Genomic DNA, 19392 nt, shown 5'->3' on the forward strand with positions numbered 1-19392 from the left:
GCGACACGCTCGTACCCGGAACCGTGCACCAGCGCGGCGATGACGTGCTCGAACACCACCCGGTCCGGGACCCGGCGGCGGTGGCAGCCCAACGGATGCGCCGGATCGAGCTCCCGTCGCTCAGGCCACAGCACGGCGAACTGGACCCAGACAGGTTCAAACAACGATGATGGCAGGGCAGGCACGGGACTCCTGTCGATCGCTGAGCGTCGAGAACTCTGATGATCAACGGGCTCGTGCCTGCTTGCTACCTCGGGGTCCCTACCTGTCCGGATCCTGGCCTATTGCCGGTCGCTCTAAGACAGCACGGCGAGGCCCCGGTCGGGGCATCGGATTTGGATCGACTGCTGTCCTACCTGGGGCCTTATCCTCATCGATCTACGGGGTAAGTACTCGCACCCGCGTGACCAGCATAATCACGATGAAAATGGCTCAGTGCCCACATGCGTGATAGAGCGTCTGTCAAGGCGCGTCGATGCCGTGAGGGACAGCAGCCACGAACTCACCCCAGATCCTCGGGCCGAAGATCAAGGCGGGCCCGACCGGATCCTTCGAATCGCGTACGGCGACGATGCCGGAGAGGTTGGTGGCGACCTCGACGCAGTCTCCACCGTTGCCGCCGCTGCGGGTGCTCTTGCGCCAGACGGCGCCGGACAGGTCAGTCATGCCGCATCTCCCCGGTGATCCTCTTGATCATGTCCTTCGATTCTGCCTCGCCGAGGGCGAGCGCATCCAGACCCTTCCAGACGCGCTCGTAGGCGGCCAGTTCGTCGGCCTTGTCGAGGTAGAGCGCGCCGGTAAGCGACTCGCTGTAGACCACGGACGGCTCCGGCGCCGCTCGGCCGCCCTCGACCGGCGGAAAATCGAGGATGACGAAGGACCCGGCCACAGCGCCGGGCTGCGGGCCAGCTGCCAGCGGAAGCACCCGAATGGAGACGTTCGGCAGGTCGGACAGCCTCATCACGTGGTCGAGCTGGGCATGCATGACTCCCGCTCCGCCAACAGGCCGGCGGAGGACCGCCTCGGAAAGCACCTGCACCACTCGCGGCGCGGCCGGGAGACGGCGGGTGAGCAGGGACTGCCGTTGCAGCCGGACCTCGACCGCCCGCTCCCGTTCTTCTTCGCTGGCCTGTGGGCGGTCGAGTCGGTAGATGGCCTGTGTGTACTGGCGGGTCTGGAACAGGCCGGGGATCAGCGATTCGTCGTAGCGGCGCAGGTGGGCGGCCGCGGATTCCAGGCCGACGTACAGCTCGAACCAGCTCGGCACCACGTCCCCGTACGCGTGCCACCAGCCCTTCGACTTCGTCTCCGCCGCGAGCCCCTTCATCGCCTCGGTCAGCTCCGCCGAGACCCCGTACAGCTCGCACATCGCCTTGACGTCGAGCACCCGAACCGGGCCCAGGCCGCACTCGATGCGCCAGATCTTCTGCCGGCTGTATTCGAGGGCTTCGGCGGCGGCGTCGAGCGTGACGCCGGCCTCGGTGCGGTACTGGCGCAGCAGCCGGCCGAGCTGCCGGCGCGGCACGGTCGATCCGATGCCCTCGGCCATCCGAGCACTCCCTGATTCCGTCTTGCAACACTCCGTGACGTCGCCCTGTAACTCGTACATGTTTCAGTAAAGAAAGTCAATGCATCTGGCGAGAAATCTGCCGTGGAATGTTGCGTCGCAGCTCCACAGTGTCACAAGCTGACCATCAAGAGCCGTGTTGCCGTACCGCTGAATGGAGCTGCGGTGGCAGGGCCGGGGTGGGACGCCCGGGCGGGGAGGGCGGGTGATCCCACCCCATCCACCCACGACAAACGAGGGGAGCCTGCGGCATGAGCGTCCGCAATCAGCGACCGGCCTGGGGGAGTGGAGTGACCTACCGCTCCACCGCGTACACCAGCCTGTTGCCGTGGCAGGTGCGTGAGCGCCGCTTCCAGCCGGTCGGGCTCGGACGCCGCGGTCTCAACCCCGACGACGTGTACGCCTTCCTCGACCGGGTCGCCGGCGATCTGGCCGCCGTCTACGCCGCCCTGGCGGCCAGCCGCCGGGAGACCGCCGTCATCAAGGACGCGCTGCGCCGCTGGCAGTCCGACCAGGCCCGCCCCGACGATGTCCGAGGACACGAGTGGTGACCCAGCGGTACGTCATCCACCTGCCGGTCGTCGTCGCCGACCTGCGCGCCGCGCAGCGCCTGGCCCGGGTGGTCGGCCGCTGGCTGCTCGTCCTGCCGCAGGCCGACCCGGGGGAGACCACGGTCTCCGCCGAAGACGACCAGAACGTACGCCATCGGGTCTTCTGCGACCTGCTCATGCCCAGCGGCCGGCGCTGCCTGCTCCGCGCCGACCACGACGGCCCCTGCTCCCGCCGGCTGCGCCGCTGACCCGGCTTGCACCACGGGCTCCCGTCGGTGGACAGCAGCAAAAATGGGGGCGGGGATCTGGAGGCAAGCCTCCAGATCCCCGCCCGGATCACGTCGAGATCGCTATCCGGCTCGGCACGAGGCGAGCGTCCCGACGACGCCGACGCCCGGCGCGGGCAAGGGGAGCTTGGTCGACGCGGCGGGGCACCGCGGCACCGTGAGGTCGTAGATGCCCCGACCGAATGAGGCCACGCTCAACTGGCGGGTCGGCTCGTGGTAGCGCATGTACATCACGGCCGCATTCGGCAGGTCGGCGCCCAGTGAGGCCCACTCGCCGCCGTTCCACGCGGACATGTACACCCCGACATCGGTGCCGACCAGCAGCAGCCCGTCCGAGGTCGGTGTCACGAAGTTCACCGGCGCGTCGGGCAGGCCACGGCCGATGTCCGTCCAGGTGTGGCCGCCGTCCTTGGTGATCATCACGTGCGGCCGGTCGCTGCCGGAGCGGAAGCCGGAGAACGTGGCGTAGGCGATGTTCTTGTCCTTCGGGTTCACCGCGACCCGGGTCACCCACGTGCCGGGCAGTTGCGCCTGGTCGACCTGGTTCCAGTTCTGCCCGAGGTCGTCGGTCCACCACAGCCGACCGTCATCGGTGCCCACGTACAGCTTGTTGCCGTCGGTCGGTGCGGCCGCGATCGTGGTGATCGTGCCCCACGGGTAGCCGGACGGGTCGTTGGGGCCGCCGCCGGTGAGGTCCGGGCTGATCGCCCTCCAGGTACGACCGTTGTCCGTCGACCGGTTGACGATGTTCCCCGCGTAGTACATGACGTTGGGGTCGCTCGGGTCGAACTGCACCGGCGTCAGCCAGTTGCGCCGCTGCGACACCGTCTGGCCGGTGCCGATGGTCTGACGCGGCGTCCCACCGGCGGTCTCCGACCGGTAGCAGGAGCCGTACTGGCTGCAGCCGAAGACGATGTTCGGGTTCTCCGGGTGAATGATCACCTGGAGGCCGTCACCGCAGCCGATAGCCGTCCACGCGCCACCCCGACCGTTGTAGCCGCGGTTGCAGCCGTTGTCCTGGGCGCCGCCCGCCCTCAGCGCGGGATCGGTCTCCGCGACGTCCACCGTGTAGAACTGCGTGTACGGCTCGTGGGTCGACTTCACCCAGCCGCTCGCGCCGTTGTTGTTGGACCGGTAGAAGCCGCCGTCGTTGCCCAGGTAGGCGCGGTTGGGCGTCTTCGGGTCCCACCGCAGCACGTGCTGGTCGGCGTGCGGGCCGCTGACCGAGGAGAAGCTCTGGGCGCCGTCGGTCGAGCGCATCAGGCTGACCCCGGTGAGGAAGACGTGGTTCTGATCCTTCGGGTCAACGGAGATCTTGCCGAACCACCAGCTGAACGTGGACTGGGAGGCCTGGTTGGCAGTGACCGGGGTCTGCGTCCAGGTGTCGCCGCCGTCGTCCGAGCGGTAGAAGGCGCGGAACGGGCCCAGCGCCGTGCCGACGTACGCGTACAGGCGCTGCGGGTTGTTCGGGGCGACCGCCAGCCCCCAGCGGCCCTGGTCGGCGTCGGTCGGCAGGCCGTTGGTCATCCGCTGCCAGGTCTGGCCGCCATCGTTGGAACGCCAGATGCTGGAGCCGGGGCCGCCGTAGGTGCGCTGGTGCGGCTCGCGCTGGTGGTCCCACATCGCCGCGTACATGCGAGCCGGGTTGCTCGGGTCGATGACCACCTCGGTCGCGCCGGTGGTGTCGTTGGGCGCGGCGAGGACCTGGCGCCAGGAGTCGCCACCGTCGTCGGAAAGGTAGACGCCGCGCTCACCGCCGGGAACGAACAGGTTGCCGGTCGCCGCGGCGAAGATCCGGTCCTCGTTGCTCGGGTCGATGGCGAAGCGGGCGATGGCGTGGCTGTCCTTCAGACCGACGTGCTTCCACGTCGCACCTCGGTCGCGGGAGCGGTATACCCCGTCGCCGCCGAAGGTGATCGAGCCGCCGCCTGGCTGCGCCTCACCGGTGCCGGCGAAGAGCACGCCGTCGCTGGTCATGGCGACCGCACCCATGCTCTGCGTCGAACTGTCCGGCCACGCGGCGGTGAATGTCGCGCCGGCGTCGCCGGACCGCCAGATGCCGCCCGACGCGGCGGCGATGAAGATCTGGTCCTTGACCTGAGGATCCACCGCGATGTCGACCACCCGGCCGCCGATGTTGGTGGGGCCGAAGAAGCTCCAGTTCCGTTCGGTCAAGGGGCGGTACACGTTGCGGGTGTGTGCGGCGAGCTGGTTCGCCTCACCGCGTGCCTTGGCGTACTTGGCGGCGGACAGGTCCGTGCTGCCGTCGCTGAGTCGCTGGGCGGTCATCCATTCGTCGGGGAGCTCCATCGGTCCGGTCGGTGTGCTCGTGGCCAGCGACTCCTGGCCGCTCGCAGACGTGAGGGATGCCGTCAGCGCGACCGCGGTGAGCAGCGCCAGTCCTGCTGCCACCGTGAAGCTGCGACGACGTCTCAGGAGGGTTGGAACCATCAGGACCTCCTTGTCCATGCGGCGACGCGATCGGGGGATACCGATCGTCCAGGCGTACACTACGGACGGTGGCGACAAGCGTCACCGAGCACTTGTTGGGATTCCGACTGTCGGGTTGGGACAGTTGTCGAGCCCGCTGGCCCGCTTAATCGTTGTGGGCTGGTCCGCTCAGCCGTTCTGGAACTCGGGAAGGCCTGCCTCGTCGGAGTCCGGGCCCACCACCGCGGTCAGGCTGGTGCCGTCCGCGCAGAGCGCGCCGGCCCGCAGGTACATCCGCCGCTGCGGCGTGCGGATCAGCACCTCGGCCTCGAAGGTCTCGTCCTCAGCGCGCAGCAGGTCGATGTCGTCGCGGTTTTCGTAGTGCCCGCGTACGTCCAGTGGGGTCATTCGCACGGTGGCTTCCACTGTGGTCAGGACGCCCTGCTTGACCACCGAGGTGACCCGCGCGCCGTCGGGCAGCACCAGCCCGGTGACATCGGCGCTGATCTCGGGATCGTCGTCGAGCGACACCCGGTCGCAGCTGGGCAGGTTCGCCAGCATCGCCCGGCCGTGATCGGTGCCGCGGGGCGTGGTCGTGTCGCCGCAGCCGGCGAGCACCGTGACCGCGACGACGAGGGCTGCCACTCGGACTCTCACCCGTGCAGGATGGCACGTTCAGCGCAGGACCCGCCAGCGCCGCACCATCAGCAGTTGCGCGGTGATGATGACCGCGGTGACCGCCATCAGCATGATCGTGATGAGCGAGCCGTAGGCGAATCCGGAGAACTCGAAGACCTGGTCGAAGATGTAGACCGGTAGGTACAGGGTGGCGTTGCCGGGCCGCCCGTCGGTGAGGACGTACGCCGGGACGAAGTTGACCTGCAGGGTGAGGATCGTGTCGCGGACCGCGAGCAGCACCAGTACCGGCGCGAGCAGCGGGAGCGTGAGCCGCCGGAGTTGACCGAACGGGCTGCAACCCTCCAGCGCCGCTGCCTCGTACAGCCGGCCGTCCAGGAGTCGGCGTGCGGCGAGGACGACGATGAAGCCCTCCCCGATCGGGAACGCCAGCATGAGGACGACCCCGAGCCGCGCGGTGGTCGGATCGGCCAGCCAGGTGTAGCCGGGGTGGCCGAACAGCCCGAGAAGCTGGTTCAGCGGCCCGTACATCGGGTTGAGCACCCAGAGGAACAGCACCGCCAGCGCCACGTCCGGGATGACCGTGGGCAGGTAGACGGCGACCCGGAACCACCGGCCACCCGGGCGCGGCGCGGCCAGTAGCAGCCCGAGCCCCACGGCGGCGAGCAGCCGGACCGGTACCGCCAGCGCCACGTGGAACAGCGACGCCTGCAGACTGTCGAGCAGGAATCCGTCGGAGAGCAGGCGACGGACGTTGGCCAGGCCCACGAACTGTGGATCGCGGGTGAGCCCGGTGTGGTCGGTGACGGCGTAGCCGACATTGAGCAGGGCGGGAAGCGCGATCAGTAGCACGACCGCAACGGTGTACGGCGCGAGAAACGCCCAAGCGGTGAGAGGGCGCCTGGCCCGGCCAGCCTTCACCGGCGTCGTCCACTGTCGGCATCGAAGCGGTGGATCCGGCTCGGGTCAGGGCGAAGCCGTACCCGATCGCCCGGCCGCACACCCGACCGCGGCCCGGTTCGTACCGCCAACCGGGTACCGTCCGCACAGCGCGTGAGGACGATCGCCTCACTGCCGAGCGCCTCCACCGCCTCGACTGTGGCCTCCAGTGGCCCTTCGGGGTCGAGAGCCAGATCTTCCGGCCGTACGCCGAGTGTCAAGCCGGCCGTGCCGCCCAGCACACCCCCACCCGGGACGAGGTTCATCGGTGGGCTGCCGAGGAAACCGGCGACGAAGGTGTCAGCCGGCCGGTCGTAAACCTCCTGCGGCCTGCCGACCTGCCGCACCTGCCCGCCGTGCAGCACAGCCACCCGGTCCCCGAGCGTCATCGCCTCCGCCTGATCGTGCGTGACGTAGATCGTCGCGGTGCCCAGCTCGCGGTGCAGGGCCAGCAGGTCGGCGCGGGTGGCGAAGCGCAGCGGAGCGTCCAGGCTCGCCATCGGCTCGTCGAACAGGTAGACGCGCGGCTCGCGCAGGACAGCCCGGGCCAGGGCGACCCGCTGACGCTGCCCGCCGGACATCTGGTCGGGGTAGCGGTCGAGCAGGTCCGTGATGCCCAGCCGCTCGGCCGCCTGCTGTGCCCGCTGTTCGGCCTCGCCGCGTCGGACCCGGCGTACCCGCAGTCCGAAGAGCAGATTGCCGCGCGCACTCAGGTGCGGGTAAAGCGCGTAATCCTGGAACACCATCGCCACCCCGCGTCGGTGCGGCGGGAGGAGACTGACATCCAGACCGTTGACGAGAATCCGGCCGCCGTCGGGTCGCTCCAGTCCGGCGATCAGGCGCAGGATGGTCGACTTGCCCGAGCCCGACGGCCCGACCAGGGTCACCAGCTCACCTACCCGGACCTCCAGGTCGACGCCGTCGAGGGCGGTGACCTTTCCGTACGACTTGGCCAGCGACTCCAGCCGGATCGCGTCGTGCTCGGTGCTCACCGGCCGGTGCCTACCTTGAGGCTGAACAGTGGGTCGATCTGCTCCTCCAGGTGGCGTAGCCCTTCCTCGCGCCCGATGCGTCCGTAGAACACCCCTTCGAGGAGTTTGTCGGTCTCGCGCTCCACGCGCGCCCAGCTCGCCGTGAGTGGGGTGGCGCGCAGGTGCGGCTCGGCGTCGAGGAAGACACGCGACGAGCGTGGGGGCCGAGTTGCGGCGAGGAACGCCGAGGAGTTGGCGACGTCGAGACGGGAGGGCACCGTGCGGCCCGACTCGGCGAGAATCTCCTGGCCCTGCACTCCCATAGCGAACTCGATGAAACGCCAAGCGGCATCGTGGTTCGACCGGCCCGCGCTCATGCAGTAGGCGTCGCTGTGCAGGATCGAGGCCGGTACGCCTCCCGGGGCCACCGGCAGTGACGCCGCATCCCACTCGAAGCCCTTGATGGTGCGCAGCGTCGGCACCGCCACCCGACTGTTCAGGTACATGCCCAAGCCGCCGCGCAGGAACCGTGCCTCACTTGATTCGCTCTGCTCCTCGGCGTCTGGTGGCACCACATGGTGCACCAGTTGAAGGTCGAGGAACCAATCGAGGGCCTTGCGCGTGGCCGGGTTTTTGGTCAGGGTCAGCGCGGCGGGCTGGCGCGTGTCGTCGACGAGTTCACCACCGTTGGACCACACGAACGGCGCGACCCGGGCGATCGACGGCTCCACGCCGAGGCCGTACGTGCCGTCGCCGGTCAGTGCCTGCGCCGCCGACAGGAAGTCCGCCCAGCTCCAACCCGCCCGCGGCAGCGGGACATCCGCCTTGGCGAACAGGTCGGCGTTGTAGTAGACGACCAGGGAGGACATGTTCTGCGGAAGACAGGTCAGCTTCTCCCCATCGAAGCGGAAGGCCTCCAGGGCCCGCGGGCTGAAGTCCTTTTCCTTCAGCATTTTGCTACCGTCCAGGTAGGACTGCACGGGCTCGATCCCTTGCTGCGCCGCGAACTGGCCGTAACGGCGGTAATTCAACAGAAAGACATCGGGGGGACTCCCGCCGGCGAACGACGAGGTCAACCGAGCCATCAGGTCGTCCTGTTTGGCGACCGGGGAGAGGGTGACGTCAACGCCGGGCTTGGTCTTCTCGAAGGCTTCGACCAGGCTCCGGTAGCCGGCAACCTCCTCGGCGTTGCCCGCCAACACCACGGTGATTCCCGCCGCGTCGTCCGTGCGACGGGCGTCACCGCAGGCAGCCGCCGAGCCGACCATCAGGGCCGCGGTGGCGATCGCCACCCACCGCCGTGCACCGCTTCCAGTCATCGGCGTCCTCCAGATCTCAATGCCGTCAAAGGGTTGTCGTTCAACAGGATCCGTTGGGCCAGCAGGAACACCACCGCGCACGGCACGGTCGCGATCACGCAGCCAGCCATCAACAGCGGCCAGTCGGTGGGATTCAGCAGCCGCAGGAACTGCAGACCCAACGGAAAGGTGTAGCGGTCACCGTTGTGCAGGTACAGCAGCGGGTCGATGAAGTTGGACCAGTGGAAGGTGAAGGCGAGCACCGCCACCGCCATGGTCGCCGGACGTACCTGAGGCAGAGCCACCCGGCGCCAGATCGTCAGCCACCCGGCGCCTTCCAGCCGAGCCGCCCCGAGCTGGGTGTCCGGTATACCGCCGAAACTCCAGAAGTACAGCAACACCAGAAACGGACTGCCGGCGAGCGCCGCCGGGGCCAGCAGCGGGACATAGGTGTCGACCACGCCCGCCAGCCGGAACAACTCGAAGCGTGTCGTCCACACCCCGGTAACCGGCACCAGGAGTACCACCAGCAGACCCAGAACCACCCGCCGCCGAGCTGCCGGCGGCAGCAACCGGAGACCGAAACCGGTCAGCGAGGCGACGAGGACGGTCAACGGAACCGCAAGCGCGACCACCAGCGCCGAGTTCGCCAGGTAGGCGAACAGGGGTATCAGCCTGGGTAGCCGCGCGTAGGCGGCCAACGTCGGCTCGGGTGGGAAGAGCTCGAGCGTGCGTGGCGGGGGAAGCCCGGCGGGCCGCAGTGAGCCAACCACCATGAACCACAGCGGAGCCGCGAACAGCGCCGCGAACACAGCCGGCACGACAAAGCGCCCGATCACGCTAGCCCCAGCCGTACGCCCCGACCCGGGAACGCGCGTCCACAACGCACACCAGCCCCTCTTGCCAGCGGTCACACAGGTGCGCGGCTTCGCCTGCCGGCTGGCCGCCGCCGATGGACACCGCCCCGGCCTCTCTGCGCCTGCCAGAAGCTACCAGGCGACTGTGCCAAACCTACGAATTGACGGTTCACCGATCATCGGGCACCTGTTGAAGATCTACATCGGAAGGTCCTACGCCTGTCGCGCTCGGGCGCCGGCGGCCGCCCCCGCCCCGTCGCGCGGAGCCAGATATCGCCGCAGCTCGCCGAGGTGATTCGCCCGATGAGGATGAGGCATGGTCACCCTCCGGCAGAGGAATCTGTGGGCAAGGCGCACCTGAACCGCGGCGCATGGGATCAAGGGCTTGTAACTGGGCGATTCGACGGCAATCCGGCCGGAAAGGAGATCAAGTGGAATACCAGGATTTCGTTAACGCAGTGGCCACGAGGGCCAAGGTGTCGACCGATCAGGCGGCGACACTCACCGGCGCAACGTTGGAGATATTGGCAGATCGCATCACCGCCGGCCAAGCTGAAGACCTTGCCTACCAGCTTCCAGACAGGCTGGCCGACCACCTGCACAGACCGCTTGGACGGGAACGGGCCACGTCCTTCGGGCTCGAAGAGTTCGTGCGGCGGGTGGGGGACCGCCCGAACGTTGACCGCGCGCTCGCCGGTGCCGGGGTCCGCGCGGTGCTCACCACCCTCCGTGAGGCGGTTACCCGTGACGAGTTCGAGAACGCGATGGCCCAGCTGACGAAGGAGTTCCGGCAGGTGATCGAACCCGTGGGTGCCAGTAGTGGGCGGCGCCCCGGCTCGTAGCTGTGGGACCTGGAGGCTGTGGCGCGGACACGCACATCGGGAGGCATTGTGGGCGCCGTAGACGGGGCGCCGACCGCGTGACCCCGTGACGGCAGTGGTCAACGGCCGTGGGCGCGCAGCAGCGCCGCGACCTCGTCGACGGGCAGGCCGGACGACGTGTTGCCGCAGCGACCGACGACTGTCTGCGCCCGCAGCAAGCTGTTGAGTACAGACTCCTCGGTCGCCTCGACGACGGCCGCGAAGCACGCGTCGAGGTCGTGCCCCTGTACTGGCGCTCCGCTGGGCGACGTACCCCGCGGCGCGCGCAGGCCCGTCGCCAAGGCCAGGAAGATTTCACCACTGGCGTGGTGGGCGGTGGAGCCGGTACGGGCCAGCCCCAACCCGGCGCGCCGCGCCAGCCGGGCACAGCCAGCCGGGTCGATCGGCGCGTCGGTGAGGACGACGACGATGCAGGAGCCAGCGGGCGGCGCGGTCGGGTCGCCTGGCGGCAGCGGCGGCAGTAGCCGGCCGACCGGCATCCCGTCGACCGTAAGCCGCTCCCGCTCGCCGAAGTTCGTCAACACCAGCACGCCGACGGTGTGGCCGGACGGCACCACGCGGGACGCCGTACCGATGCCGCCTTTGAAGCCGAGGCAGCTCATCCCCGTCCCGGCGCCGACCGCACCCTCGTCGGGCACCGCGCGGGAACGGGCCGAGGCGCGGGCCGCGGCCAGGGCGGCCGCGACGTCGACGCGGTCGACCTGCATCCGCCGGGCGTCGTTGAGGAAGCTGTCGTCGCACTCTGCGACCACCGGGATGATGACATCTTCCGCGCCGATCGCCGGCTCCTCCTCGATCAGCAGTTCGCAGGCGGCGTCGAAGACCCGGCCGAGCTGCATCGTCGAGGTCAGGAAGATCGGCGTCTCGACCAGGCCCCACTCTGCGGCGGTCAGGAAGCCGGTGCACTCGCCGGCGCCGTTGAGTACCGCGCCGCCGGCCGGAACCGGCTCACGGAAGCAGTTGCCGCCGGGGTCGATGACGGTGACGCCGGTACGCGCGATGCCGCGGCCGGCGGGCGGGTCGTCCTCGTCCCGCCAGACGGTGGCGTGTCCGACGCCAACCCCGGGGACGTCGACGATCGAGCCGATCGGGCCGCTGGGCAGCAGCCCGATCCTGATCCCCAGCTCGGCCGTGCGTGGCCTGTCAGCGAGCATCGGCGCAGCGTAGCAAGGAGAACGGCCGAGGCGTACCGGGTTGGGGCTGCTTTGCGATCGGTCTGGTCACCCGGGCGCCTTCGCACACTCGATGCCGCACCAGGTCCTACCGCGACAGGCCGGCGCCACCTTCGTAGATGGCGCTGCCGCCGGCGATCGTGTGGGTGATTCGTGCGTCGGCCGGCAGGCCCGCGCCGGCGGCGAACAGGTTGCGGTCGAGTACGGCCGGGTCGTTGCGCTTGCCGGCCGCGATCGTGCCGCCGTCGGCGTCGTGAGATCGTCGGGTCATCCCTTCCATCGATGGTGTGGCCGACAGCGACGCCAGTCCCGAGCTGAGGTGGTGGACGTGGGCGTTCGGCGAGGCGGAGCGCTGTTCACGGGGCATTGAAGGAGGTCTTGCGCCATCTTCGTATACAACATACGCTCCCTCGAGTCGCCCACTCGAGGAGCTGTTAATGTCGAACCTCTCCCTCAGCGAAACGAGCCCGCGCAGGCTCCGTCCACTCGGGGCGGTGGTGGCGGCGGTCGCCCTTGCCTGCACCGTCGCGGCCTGCTCGCCGGTGTCGGACAGCGGGGGCGACGGCAAGTCCGGCGAGAACCAGGCGGCCGGGCAGGACACCTTCGGTACGCCGGCAGACCCCGCCGCGGTGAAGGACGGCGGCAAGCTGGTCATCGCCCTTTCCGCCGAGCCCGACGCGCTGGACCCGACCCTGTCCCGCAGCCTCTACTCGCGCTATGTCTTCCAGGCGATCTGCCAGAAGCTCTACGACGTGAACGAGCAGGCGCAGGTCGTGCCGCAGCTGGCCACCGAGCTTCCCACCACCAGCGACGACGGCAAGACGGTCACCATCTCGCTGCGCCAGGGCGCGCGCTTCGCGGACGGGACGCAGTTCGACTCCGGCGCGGTCAAGGCCACCCTGCAGCGGCATCTGACCAACGCCCGGTCCGCGCGCAAGAGCGAACTCGGTCCGATCGAGAGCGTCGACACTCCTGATCCGCAGACTGTTGTCATCCACCTGAAGCAGCCGTTCGCGCCCCTGCTCGGCGCGCTGGCCGACCGCGCCGGCATGATCATGAGCCCGAAGGCGCTGCAGAGTCTGGGCGACGACTTCGCCTCCGCGCCGGTCTGTGTCGGGCCGTTCAAGTTCGCCAAGCGGGTGCCGCAGAACTCCATCGACGTCGTGAAGGACCCGAACTTCTACGACACTGCCAAGGTTCACCTCGACGCCATCTCCTGGCACATCCTCAGCGACGCGAGCATCCGGGCCGCCAACCTGCGCTCCGGCGACGCCCAGGTCGCCGACACCATCTCCACCCAGGACGTCGCCGCGCTGCGCGGGGAAGCCTCGGTCACGGTTCTGCAGTCACAGTCGCTCGGCTACCAGGGGCTGACGTTCAACGTAGGGAACGTCGACGGGGTCGGCAGCACGCCGAAGCCGATCAACCGCCCCATCGCCCAGAACGCCAAGATCCGGCAGGCCTTCGAGTACGCCATCGATCGCAAGGCGCTGGTCCAGGCCGTCTTCAACGGCTACCACGCCGTGGCCTGCTCGCCGATCTCGCCGGCGAGCCCGTTCACGTCGCCCGAAGCCCAGAACTGCCCGTCGCACGATCCCGCGAAGGCCAAGCAGTTGCTCACCGAAGCGGGTGTTCAGACGCCGTACCAGGTGACGATGCTCGCGTCGAACACGCCGGACACGCTCCGCCTCGCCCAGGCCCTGCAGGCCATGGTCAAGGACGGCGGATTCGACCTCAAGATCAACCCGGTGGAGTACTCCTCGCTCCTCGACGAGCAGGACCGCGGCAACTTCGAGCTGCTGCAGCTGGGCTGGAGCGGGCGGATCGACCCGGACGCCAACATCACCAACTTCGTCGGCACCGGCGGGAGCCAGAACGTCGCCGGCTACAGCAACCCGCAACTCGACGCCGTCCTCGACCAGGCCCGGCAGTCGACCGACACCGACGAGCGCAAGAAGCTGTACGGGCAGGCGGTGACCATCCTCCAGCAGGACGACGCGCTGATCTACCTCTACCGGCAGCGGAACCTGACCGCGGTCTCCAAGCAGATCCAGGGCCTGCAGGTCTTCCCGGACGGCGTGATCCGCGCGGCCTTCGCCGGGTTCGCCAAGTAGGTCTCATGGCCCGGTATCTGCTCACACGCGCCTGGCACTCGGCGTTGACCCTGCTGCTGTCGACGGTCGTGGTGTTCCTCGGGGTGCGGGCGCTTCCCGGCGACCCCGCGCTCGCCCTGGCCGGGGAGGACCGCTCCCCGGAGGCGCTGGCGGCCATCCGCCACCACTACGGGCTGGACCTGCCGCTGCCGATGCAGTTCGCGCAGTACGTGCAACGCGTGGCGCAGGGCGACTTCGGGGTCTCGATCCGCACCGGGACGCCGGTCTCGTCGATGCTCACCACCGCCCTGCCCGTCACGGCCGAGCTCGCCGTCCTGGCGATTCTCATCGCCGCGGCGCTGGGCGTCGGCGCCGGGGTGCTCGCGGCCGTCCGCCGCGGGCACCCGGCGGAATGGCTGGCCAACGGACTGGCCCTGGTGGGCCTGTCGGTGCCGCACTTCTGGCTCGGGCTGCTCGCGATCCTCTACCTCTCGGTGGCAACGGGACTCTTCCCGGCCTCCGGATTCGTGCCGCTGCTGGAGGACCCGGTGGACAACCTGCACCACATTGTCCTGCCGGCCGTGATTCTGGGCACCGGTCTCGCCGCCATCATCATGCGGCAGACACGATCCGCGATGCTGGACTCGCTGTCCTCCGACCACGTCCGTACGGCGAAGGCGAAAGGCCTCCCGCCCCGAGCCGTCATCAGCCGGCACGCGCTGCGCAACAGCCTCATCGTGGTGGTGACCATCGTCGGCCTCCAGCTCGGCGGCCTGATCTCGGGGGCGGTGGTCACCGAGCAGATCTTCGGGCTGCCCGGCTTCGGCAAGATGACCATCGACGCGGTGTTCCAGCGGGACTACCCGGTGATCCAGGCGGTCGTCCTGCTCACCGCCACGGCGTACATCGTCATCAACTTCCTGGTGGACCTGCTCTACTCGGTGATCGACCCGCGTATCCGCGTGACGGGAGACCCGGCATGACCGTTCTCACCGTCCCGACAGCGGATGCGACCGGCCCTGCCGGCATCAGCCGCCGTACCCGAGTCCTTCGGCGTCTGCGGCGCAACCCGCTCGCCGTCGTGAGCTTCGGTCTGCTCGCGTTGGTGGCCGTCGTCGCCCTGCTCTCGCCCTGGATCACCCCCTATTCGGTCGAGCAGACCGATTTTGCCCACACCTTCTCACCCCCGGGCACCCCCGGCCACCTGCTGGGGACCGACGACCTGGGCCGCGACGTCCTGTCCCGGATCATGCTGGGCGCCAGGGCCTCCCTCCAGGTGGCACTGCTCGCCGTGGCCACCTCCCTGGTCATCGGCGTGCCGCTGGGCCTGGCGGCCGGCTACTTCCGGGCCTGGGACGCGGTGATCTCGCGCTTCACCGATCTGCTGCTCGCGTTTCCGTTCCTGATCATGGCAGTCGGGTTGGCCGCCATCCGCGGCGCCAGCCTCGCCAACGCCGCCGTCGCCATCGGGATCGCGCAGATTCCCGGCGTGATCCGGGTGGTCCGCTCGGACACCCTGCGGCTCAAGTCGCTGGACTTCGTCGCCGCGGCCGTGGTGGACGGCGCGAGCGACCTGTGGGTGCTCGCCCGGCACATCCTGCCCAACGCGACCTCGGTGATCCTGGTGCAGGCCACCGTCGCGATCCCGACCGCGATCCTCGGCGAGGCGGTGCTCTCGTTCCTGGGCCTCGGCATCCAGCCCCCGGCGCCCAGCCTCGGCACCATGCTGGCCACCGCCCAGCAGTTCGCCGCGCGCGCCCCGTGGGCGGCGGTCCTGCCCGGTGTCGTGATCATGGGCCTGGCGCTGGCGTTCAACGTCTTCGGCGACGCCCTGCGGGACGCCCTCGACCCGAAGGGAGACCGGTGATGACCACGGCCGAACGGGCGGGCACCTCCGCCGCCCTCGGCACCCCGGTCCTGCAGGTACGCGACCTCTCGGTCTCGTTCACCACCGAGGACGGAACCGTCTCAGCGGTCGACCAGGTGAGTCTGGACCTCGCCCCCGGCGAGATCGTCGGGATGGTCGGCGAGTCGGGCTGCGGAAAGAGCGTCACGGCGATGAGCCTCGCCGGCCTGCTGCCCGACAGCGCCCGGATCTCCGGCTCGGTACGGCTGGAGGGCACCGAGCTGGTCGGCACCCGCGAGCCGGTGCTGCGCCGCGTCCGCGGCAAGGACATCGCCTACATCTTCCAGGAGCCGATGACCTCGTTGAACCCGGTGCTCACCGTCGGCCGGCAGATCGGCGAGGTCCTGCAGGTCCACGAGCGGATGTCCCGGCGCGCCGCCCGGGCCCGCGCCGTCGAGCTGCTGTCGCTCGTCGGGATCCCGTCCGCCACGAAACGGGTCGACAACTACCCCCACCAGCTCTCCGGCGGCATGCGCCAGCGCGTGATGATCGCGATGGCGGTGGCCTGCGGCCCGAAGGTGCTGGTGGCCGACGAACCCACCACGGCCCTGGACGTCACCGTCCAGGCCGGCATCCTCCAGGTGCTCCGGGACCTGCGGGACCGGCTCGGCACCACCATCCTCATCATCACGCACGACCTCGGGGTGATCGCCGACGTCGCCGACCGCGTCGTCGTCATGTACGCCGGGCGGGTGGCGGAGCAGGCACCCGTCACCGACCTGTTCGCGCACCCGCACCACCGGTACACCGCGGGGCTGCTGTCGGCCTCCCCGGTGCCCGGTGTACACGCCGGCACCCAGCGGCTGCAGGAGATTCCCGGTCTCGTGCCGGTGCTGTCCACCCAGCCCGACGCCTGCACCTTCGCCGACCGCTGCCCGGCCGCCGACGCCCGCTGCCGGGACTCTGCCCCGCCGCTGGAGGCGGTCGCGACGGGGTCCGCGACCGCGGTGCCCGACCACCTCGCGGCATGCTGGCATCCCAGCCCGAACCCGCGGACGCAGTCCGAGGAGGCCACCGCATGACGCCGCAACCGAACGCCCTCGACCTCGAGGACCTGGTGATGCACTTCGGGCCGGTGCGAGCCGTGGACGGCGTCTCCCTCACCATCCCCAGAGGCCGGGTCACGGCGCTGGTGGGGGAGAGCGGCTCCGGAAAGTCGACCGTGGGTCGCTGCGTCGTCCGGCTCGTGGAGCCCACGGCGGGCACGGTCCGGATCGCCGGCACCGACGTCACGCATCTGCCCCGGCGACAGCTGCGCCGCCACCGCAATGAAGTGTCGATCGTCTTCCAGGATCCCGCCGGCTCGCTGGACCCCCGCATGCTGGTCGGCGACATCGTGGCCGAGCCGCTGCGGCTGTCCGGCAAGCGGATCTCCCGGCGCGACCGGCAGGCCCGCGTCGCCACCGAACTCGGCCGGGTGGGCCTACGCGCCGAAGTGGCCCGCCGGTACCCCCACGAGCTCTCCGGCGGGCAACGCCAGCGGGTCAGCATCGCCCGGGCCCTGATCTCCGAGCCCAAGCTGCTCATCGCGGACGAACCCACCAGCGCCCTCGACGTATCGGTGCAGGCCTCGGTGCTCAACCTCCTCGCCGACCTGCAACGGGACATCGGGTTCGCGTGCCTGTTCATCACCCACGACCTGGCCGCGGTCGAATACCTGGCCGACCACATCGCCGTCATGTACCTCGGCCAACTCGTCGAAACGGGCCCCCGCGCGCAGATCTTCACCCGACCCGCCCACCCCTACACCCAGGCGCTGCTCGCGGCCGCGCCGGTGGCCGACCCGATCCACCAACGGCAGCGCCAACCCGTGCTGCTCGGCGACGACCTGCCGTCCGCGCTGGACCCGCCGTCCGGCTGTCGGTTCCGCACCCGCTGCCCGCTCGCGTTCGACCGATGCGCGACACAGATACCGGCGCAGGTGGCGTTCGGTGACGGCGTGGCCGCATGCCACCTGGTCCAACCCGACGGAACACGGCCCGACGTCCGGGCCGCCGCCACGAGTGAGGTGTTGTCATGACGTTCACCACCAGGCCGACGCTGCAGGGAACCTTCGGGATGGTCTCCTCGACGCACTGGCTGGCCAGCCAGGCTGCCATGGGGATCCTGGAGCGCGGCGGGAACGCCTTCGACGCGGCGGTCACCGCCGGGTTCGTCCTGCACGTCGTCGAACCACACCTGAACGGACCGGGCGGAGAGGTGCCCGCCATCGTGGCCACGGCCCGAGACCCGCAACCGAAGGTGCTCTGCGGGCAGGGCCCCGCGCCGGCCGGCGCCGCGATCGCGCACTTCCGATCCCTCGGGATGGAACTCATCCCCGGATCCGGGCCGCTCGCCGCCACCGTGCCCGGCGCTGTGGACGCCTGGCTGCTGCTGCTGCGCGACCACGGCACGCTCTCCCTCGAGGACGTGCTGGAGCCGGCGATCGGCTACGCCGGCGCCGGCCACCCGCTGGTGCCGCGGATCGGCGACACGGTGGCCGCCGTGCGGTCCCTGTTCGAGGAACACTGGCCCACCTCCGCCCAGCTCTGGCTGCGCAACGGCAAACCGCCGGCGGCAGGCGAGCTGTTCACCAACCCGGCGTACGCGCGTACCCTGCAGCGGCTGGTCGACGCCGGCCGGGCGGCCGGCGCCGACCGGGAGGCGCAGATCGAGGCCGCCCGCTATGCCTGGGGCCACGGCTTCGTCGCCGAGGCGATCGACCGGTTCAGCCGGCAACCGTTCCTGGACTCCAGCGGCCGTCCCCACGCCGGCCTGGTCACCGGAGCCGACCTGGCGGGCTACTCCGCCACCTGGGAGGAGCCGGTCACGCTCGACTGGCACGGTTACTCGGTGGCGAAGACCGGCTTCTGGGGCCAGGGCCCCGTGCTGTTGGAGAGCCTGGCCGTCCTCGAAGCGCTCGGCGACCCGCGGGCGTATGACCCGGGGACCGCGGCCGGCATCCATGCCCAGGTCGAGGCGTTGAAACTCGCCTTCGCCGACCGGGAGGCCTGGTTCGGCGACGGTGACGTGCCGGCGAAAGCGCTCCTCTCCCAGGAGTACGCGCGGGAGCGAGCCGGCCTGATCGGGGAACGCGCCTCGGCGCAGCTGCGACCCGGCCAGCCCGACGGCAGGCAGCCCCGCCTCCCGGCGTACGTGCGCCGCAGCGTCGGACGCCGAGCCGACCTGGTGGACCCCACGACCGGGGAGCCGACGGTGCAGGCGGACGGGGTGACCCGCGGCGACACCTGCCACGTCGACGTGGTCGACCGCTGGGGCAACATGATCTCCGCCACGCCCAGCGGCGGCTGGCTGCAGAGCTCTCCCACCATCCCCGAGCTCGGCTTCCCGCTCGGCAGCCGCCTGCAGATGTTCTGGCTGGAGGAGGGGCTCGCCTCGTCGCTGGCGCCGGGACGCCGGCCGCGTACCACGCTGAGCCCGACCATGGTGCACCGCGACGGCGAGCCCGTCCTGGCCTGCGGCACTCCCGGCGGCGACCAGCAGGACCAGTGGCAGCTGCCGTTCCTGCTGCGCCACCTCGCCGGTGGTCAGTCCCTGCAGGAGGCCATCGACGCGCCCGCGTGGCACACCACCAGCCTGCCGGGATCGTTCTACCCGCGCGACATCGAGCCGGGCGTTCTGGTGGTGGAGGACCGCCTGGACGAGGACGTGCTGGCGGCGCTGCGCGGGTACGGGCACGAGGTGCGGCTGTCCGGCTCGTGGAGCCTCGGCCGCCTCTGTGCTGTGACCCGCGATCCGGTGACCGGCCTGCTCGCCGCAGGGGCGAACCCGCGTGGAATGCAGGGCTATGCCTGCGGCCGGTGA

19 protein-coding genes and 1 pseudogene are annotated in these 19392 nt (G+C 70.1%); 9 read left to right on the forward strand and 11 right to left on the reverse strand.

The window, feature by feature from the left end; all coding sequences use genetic code 11:
• The 3 genes and pseudogenes from ACNAW0_RS19450 to ACNAW0_RS19460 all read right to left on the reverse strand — a co-directional run.
• Nucleotides 1-185 (reverse strand): annotated as a pseudogene (locus tag ACNAW0_RS19450) (IS5/IS1182 family transposase); the annotation flags it as partial.
• A gap of 277 nt (nucleotides 186-462) precedes the next feature.
• Complete coding sequence (locus ACNAW0_RS19455; RefSeq protein ID WP_416289341.1) at nucleotides 463-666, reverse strand: DUF397 domain-containing protein; 204 nt, start codon at nucleotides 664-666, stop codon at nucleotides 463-465.
• Nucleotides 659-1549: a helix-turn-helix domain-containing protein gene (locus ACNAW0_RS19460; protein ID WP_416289342.1), complete on the reverse strand. Its 891-nt coding sequence runs from the start codon at nucleotides 1547-1549 to the stop codon at nucleotides 659-661. Before ACNAW0_RS19460 ends, ACNAW0_RS19455 begins: the two co-directional genes overlap by 8 nt.
• 269 nt (nucleotides 1550-1818) lie before the next feature.
• On the opposite strand from ACNAW0_RS19460, the gene ACNAW0_RS19465 reads away from it, so the two are divergent.
• Nucleotides 1819-2118 (forward strand): DivIVA domain-containing protein, encoded by a 300-nt coding sequence (locus ACNAW0_RS19465; protein ID WP_416289343.1) that lies wholly within the window; start codon nucleotides 1819-1821, stop codon nucleotides 2116-2118.
• A complete protein-coding gene (locus ACNAW0_RS19470; RefSeq protein ID WP_416289344.1) occupies nucleotides 2115-2366 on the forward strand; it encodes a hypothetical protein in 252 nt (83 codons plus the stop codon). The genes ACNAW0_RS19465 and ACNAW0_RS19470 overlap by 4 nt, the downstream gene beginning before the upstream one ends.
• Before the next feature lie 102 nt (nucleotides 2367-2468).
• Here the strand turns inward: ACNAW0_RS19470 and ACNAW0_RS19475 are convergent, their stop codons facing one another.
• From ACNAW0_RS19475 to ACNAW0_RS19500, 6 genes are all read right to left on the reverse strand, one after another.
• A complete protein-coding gene (locus ACNAW0_RS19475) occupies nucleotides 2469-4856 on the reverse strand; it encodes a WD40/YVTN/BNR-like repeat-containing protein (RefSeq protein WP_416289345.1) in 2388 nt (795 codons plus the stop codon).
• 168 nt (nucleotides 4857-5024) lie between these two features.
• Entirely contained in the window at nucleotides 5025-5492 is a 468-nt protein-coding gene (locus tag ACNAW0_RS19480) for a hypothetical protein (RefSeq protein ID WP_416289346.1), read from the reverse strand.
• 18 nt (nucleotides 5493-5510) lie between these two features.
• A complete protein-coding gene (locus ACNAW0_RS19485) occupies nucleotides 5511-6323 on the reverse strand; it encodes a carbohydrate ABC transporter permease (protein WP_416289347.1) in 813 nt (270 codons plus the stop codon).
• A gap of 65 nt (nucleotides 6324-6388) precedes the next feature.
• Nucleotides 6389-7402, reverse strand: a complete 1014-nt coding sequence (locus tag ACNAW0_RS19490; protein WP_416289348.1) for an ABC transporter ATP-binding protein — start codon at nucleotides 7400-7402, stop codon at nucleotides 6389-6391.
• On the reverse strand, nucleotides 7399-8673 hold the full coding sequence (locus ACNAW0_RS19495) for an ABC transporter substrate-binding protein (RefSeq protein WP_416289349.1): 1275 nt from the start codon (nucleotides 8671-8673) through the stop codon (nucleotides 7399-7401). Before ACNAW0_RS19495 ends, ACNAW0_RS19490 begins: the two co-directional genes overlap by 4 nt.
• Nucleotides 8674-8696: 23 nt before the next feature.
• A complete protein-coding gene (locus ACNAW0_RS19500) occupies nucleotides 8697-9491 on the reverse strand; it encodes a carbohydrate ABC transporter permease (RefSeq protein ID WP_416289350.1) in 795 nt (264 codons plus the stop codon).
• A gap of 476 nt (nucleotides 9492-9967) precedes the next feature.
• On the opposite strand from ACNAW0_RS19500, the gene ACNAW0_RS19505 reads away from it, so the two are divergent.
• A complete protein-coding gene (locus ACNAW0_RS19505) occupies nucleotides 9968-10378 on the forward strand; it encodes a DUF2267 domain-containing protein (protein ID WP_416289351.1) in 411 nt (136 codons plus the stop codon).
• A gap of 98 nt (nucleotides 10379-10476) precedes the next feature.
• Here ACNAW0_RS19505 and ACNAW0_RS19510 read toward each other — a convergent pair whose 3' ends face one another.
• Nucleotides 10477-11571, reverse strand: coding sequence for a P1 family peptidase (locus tag ACNAW0_RS19510; protein ID WP_416289352.1), 1095 nt, complete (start codon nucleotides 11569-11571; stop codon nucleotides 10477-10479).
• Between the two features lie 106 nt (nucleotides 11572-11677).
• A complete protein-coding gene (locus ACNAW0_RS19515; protein ID WP_416289353.1) occupies nucleotides 11678-11860 on the reverse strand; it encodes a hypothetical protein in 183 nt (60 codons plus the stop codon).
• A 166-nt stretch (nucleotides 11861-12026) separates the two neighbouring features.
• Here ACNAW0_RS19515 and ACNAW0_RS19520 point away from each other — a divergent pair, with 166 nt between their 5' ends.
• Genes ACNAW0_RS19520 through ACNAW0_RS19545 form a run of 6 tightly spaced genes read left to right on the forward strand, consistent with a single transcriptional unit; the run spans nucleotide 12027 to nucleotide 19392 of the window.
• Entirely contained in the window at nucleotides 12027-13703 is a 1677-nt protein-coding gene (locus ACNAW0_RS19520; protein WP_416289354.1) for an ABC transporter substrate-binding protein, read from the forward strand.
• A gap of 5 nt (nucleotides 13704-13708) precedes the next feature.
• Entirely contained in the window at nucleotides 13709-14665 is a 957-nt protein-coding gene (locus tag ACNAW0_RS19525) for an ABC transporter permease (protein WP_416289355.1), read from the forward strand.
• Entirely contained in the window at nucleotides 14662-15549 is an 888-nt protein-coding gene (locus ACNAW0_RS19530) for an ABC transporter permease (protein WP_416289356.1), read from the forward strand. The genes ACNAW0_RS19525 and ACNAW0_RS19530 overlap by 4 nt, the downstream gene beginning before the upstream one ends.
• Nucleotides 15549-16610 carry an ABC transporter ATP-binding protein gene (locus ACNAW0_RS19535; RefSeq protein ID WP_416289357.1) on the forward strand — a complete coding sequence of 354 codons (1062 nt, stop codon included), beginning with the start codon at nucleotides 15549-15551 and terminating at the stop codon, nucleotides 16608-16610. The genes ACNAW0_RS19530 and ACNAW0_RS19535 overlap by 1 nt, the downstream gene beginning before the upstream one ends.
• Nucleotides 16607-17608: an ABC transporter ATP-binding protein gene (locus ACNAW0_RS19540; protein WP_416289359.1), complete on the forward strand. Its 1002-nt coding sequence runs from the start codon at nucleotides 16607-16609 to the stop codon at nucleotides 17606-17608. The genes ACNAW0_RS19535 and ACNAW0_RS19540 overlap by 4 nt, the downstream gene beginning before the upstream one ends.
• On the forward strand, nucleotides 17605-19392 hold the full coding sequence (locus tag ACNAW0_RS19545; protein WP_416289360.1) for a gamma-glutamyltransferase family protein: 1788 nt from the start codon (nucleotides 17605-17607) through the stop codon (nucleotides 19390-19392). The genes ACNAW0_RS19540 and ACNAW0_RS19545 overlap by 4 nt, the downstream gene beginning before the upstream one ends.

The organism is Micromonospora sp. SL1-18 (genome assembly GCF_047921505.1).
Taxonomy (GTDB): Bacteria; Actinomycetota; Actinomycetes; order Mycobacteriales; family Micromonosporaceae; genus Micromonospora.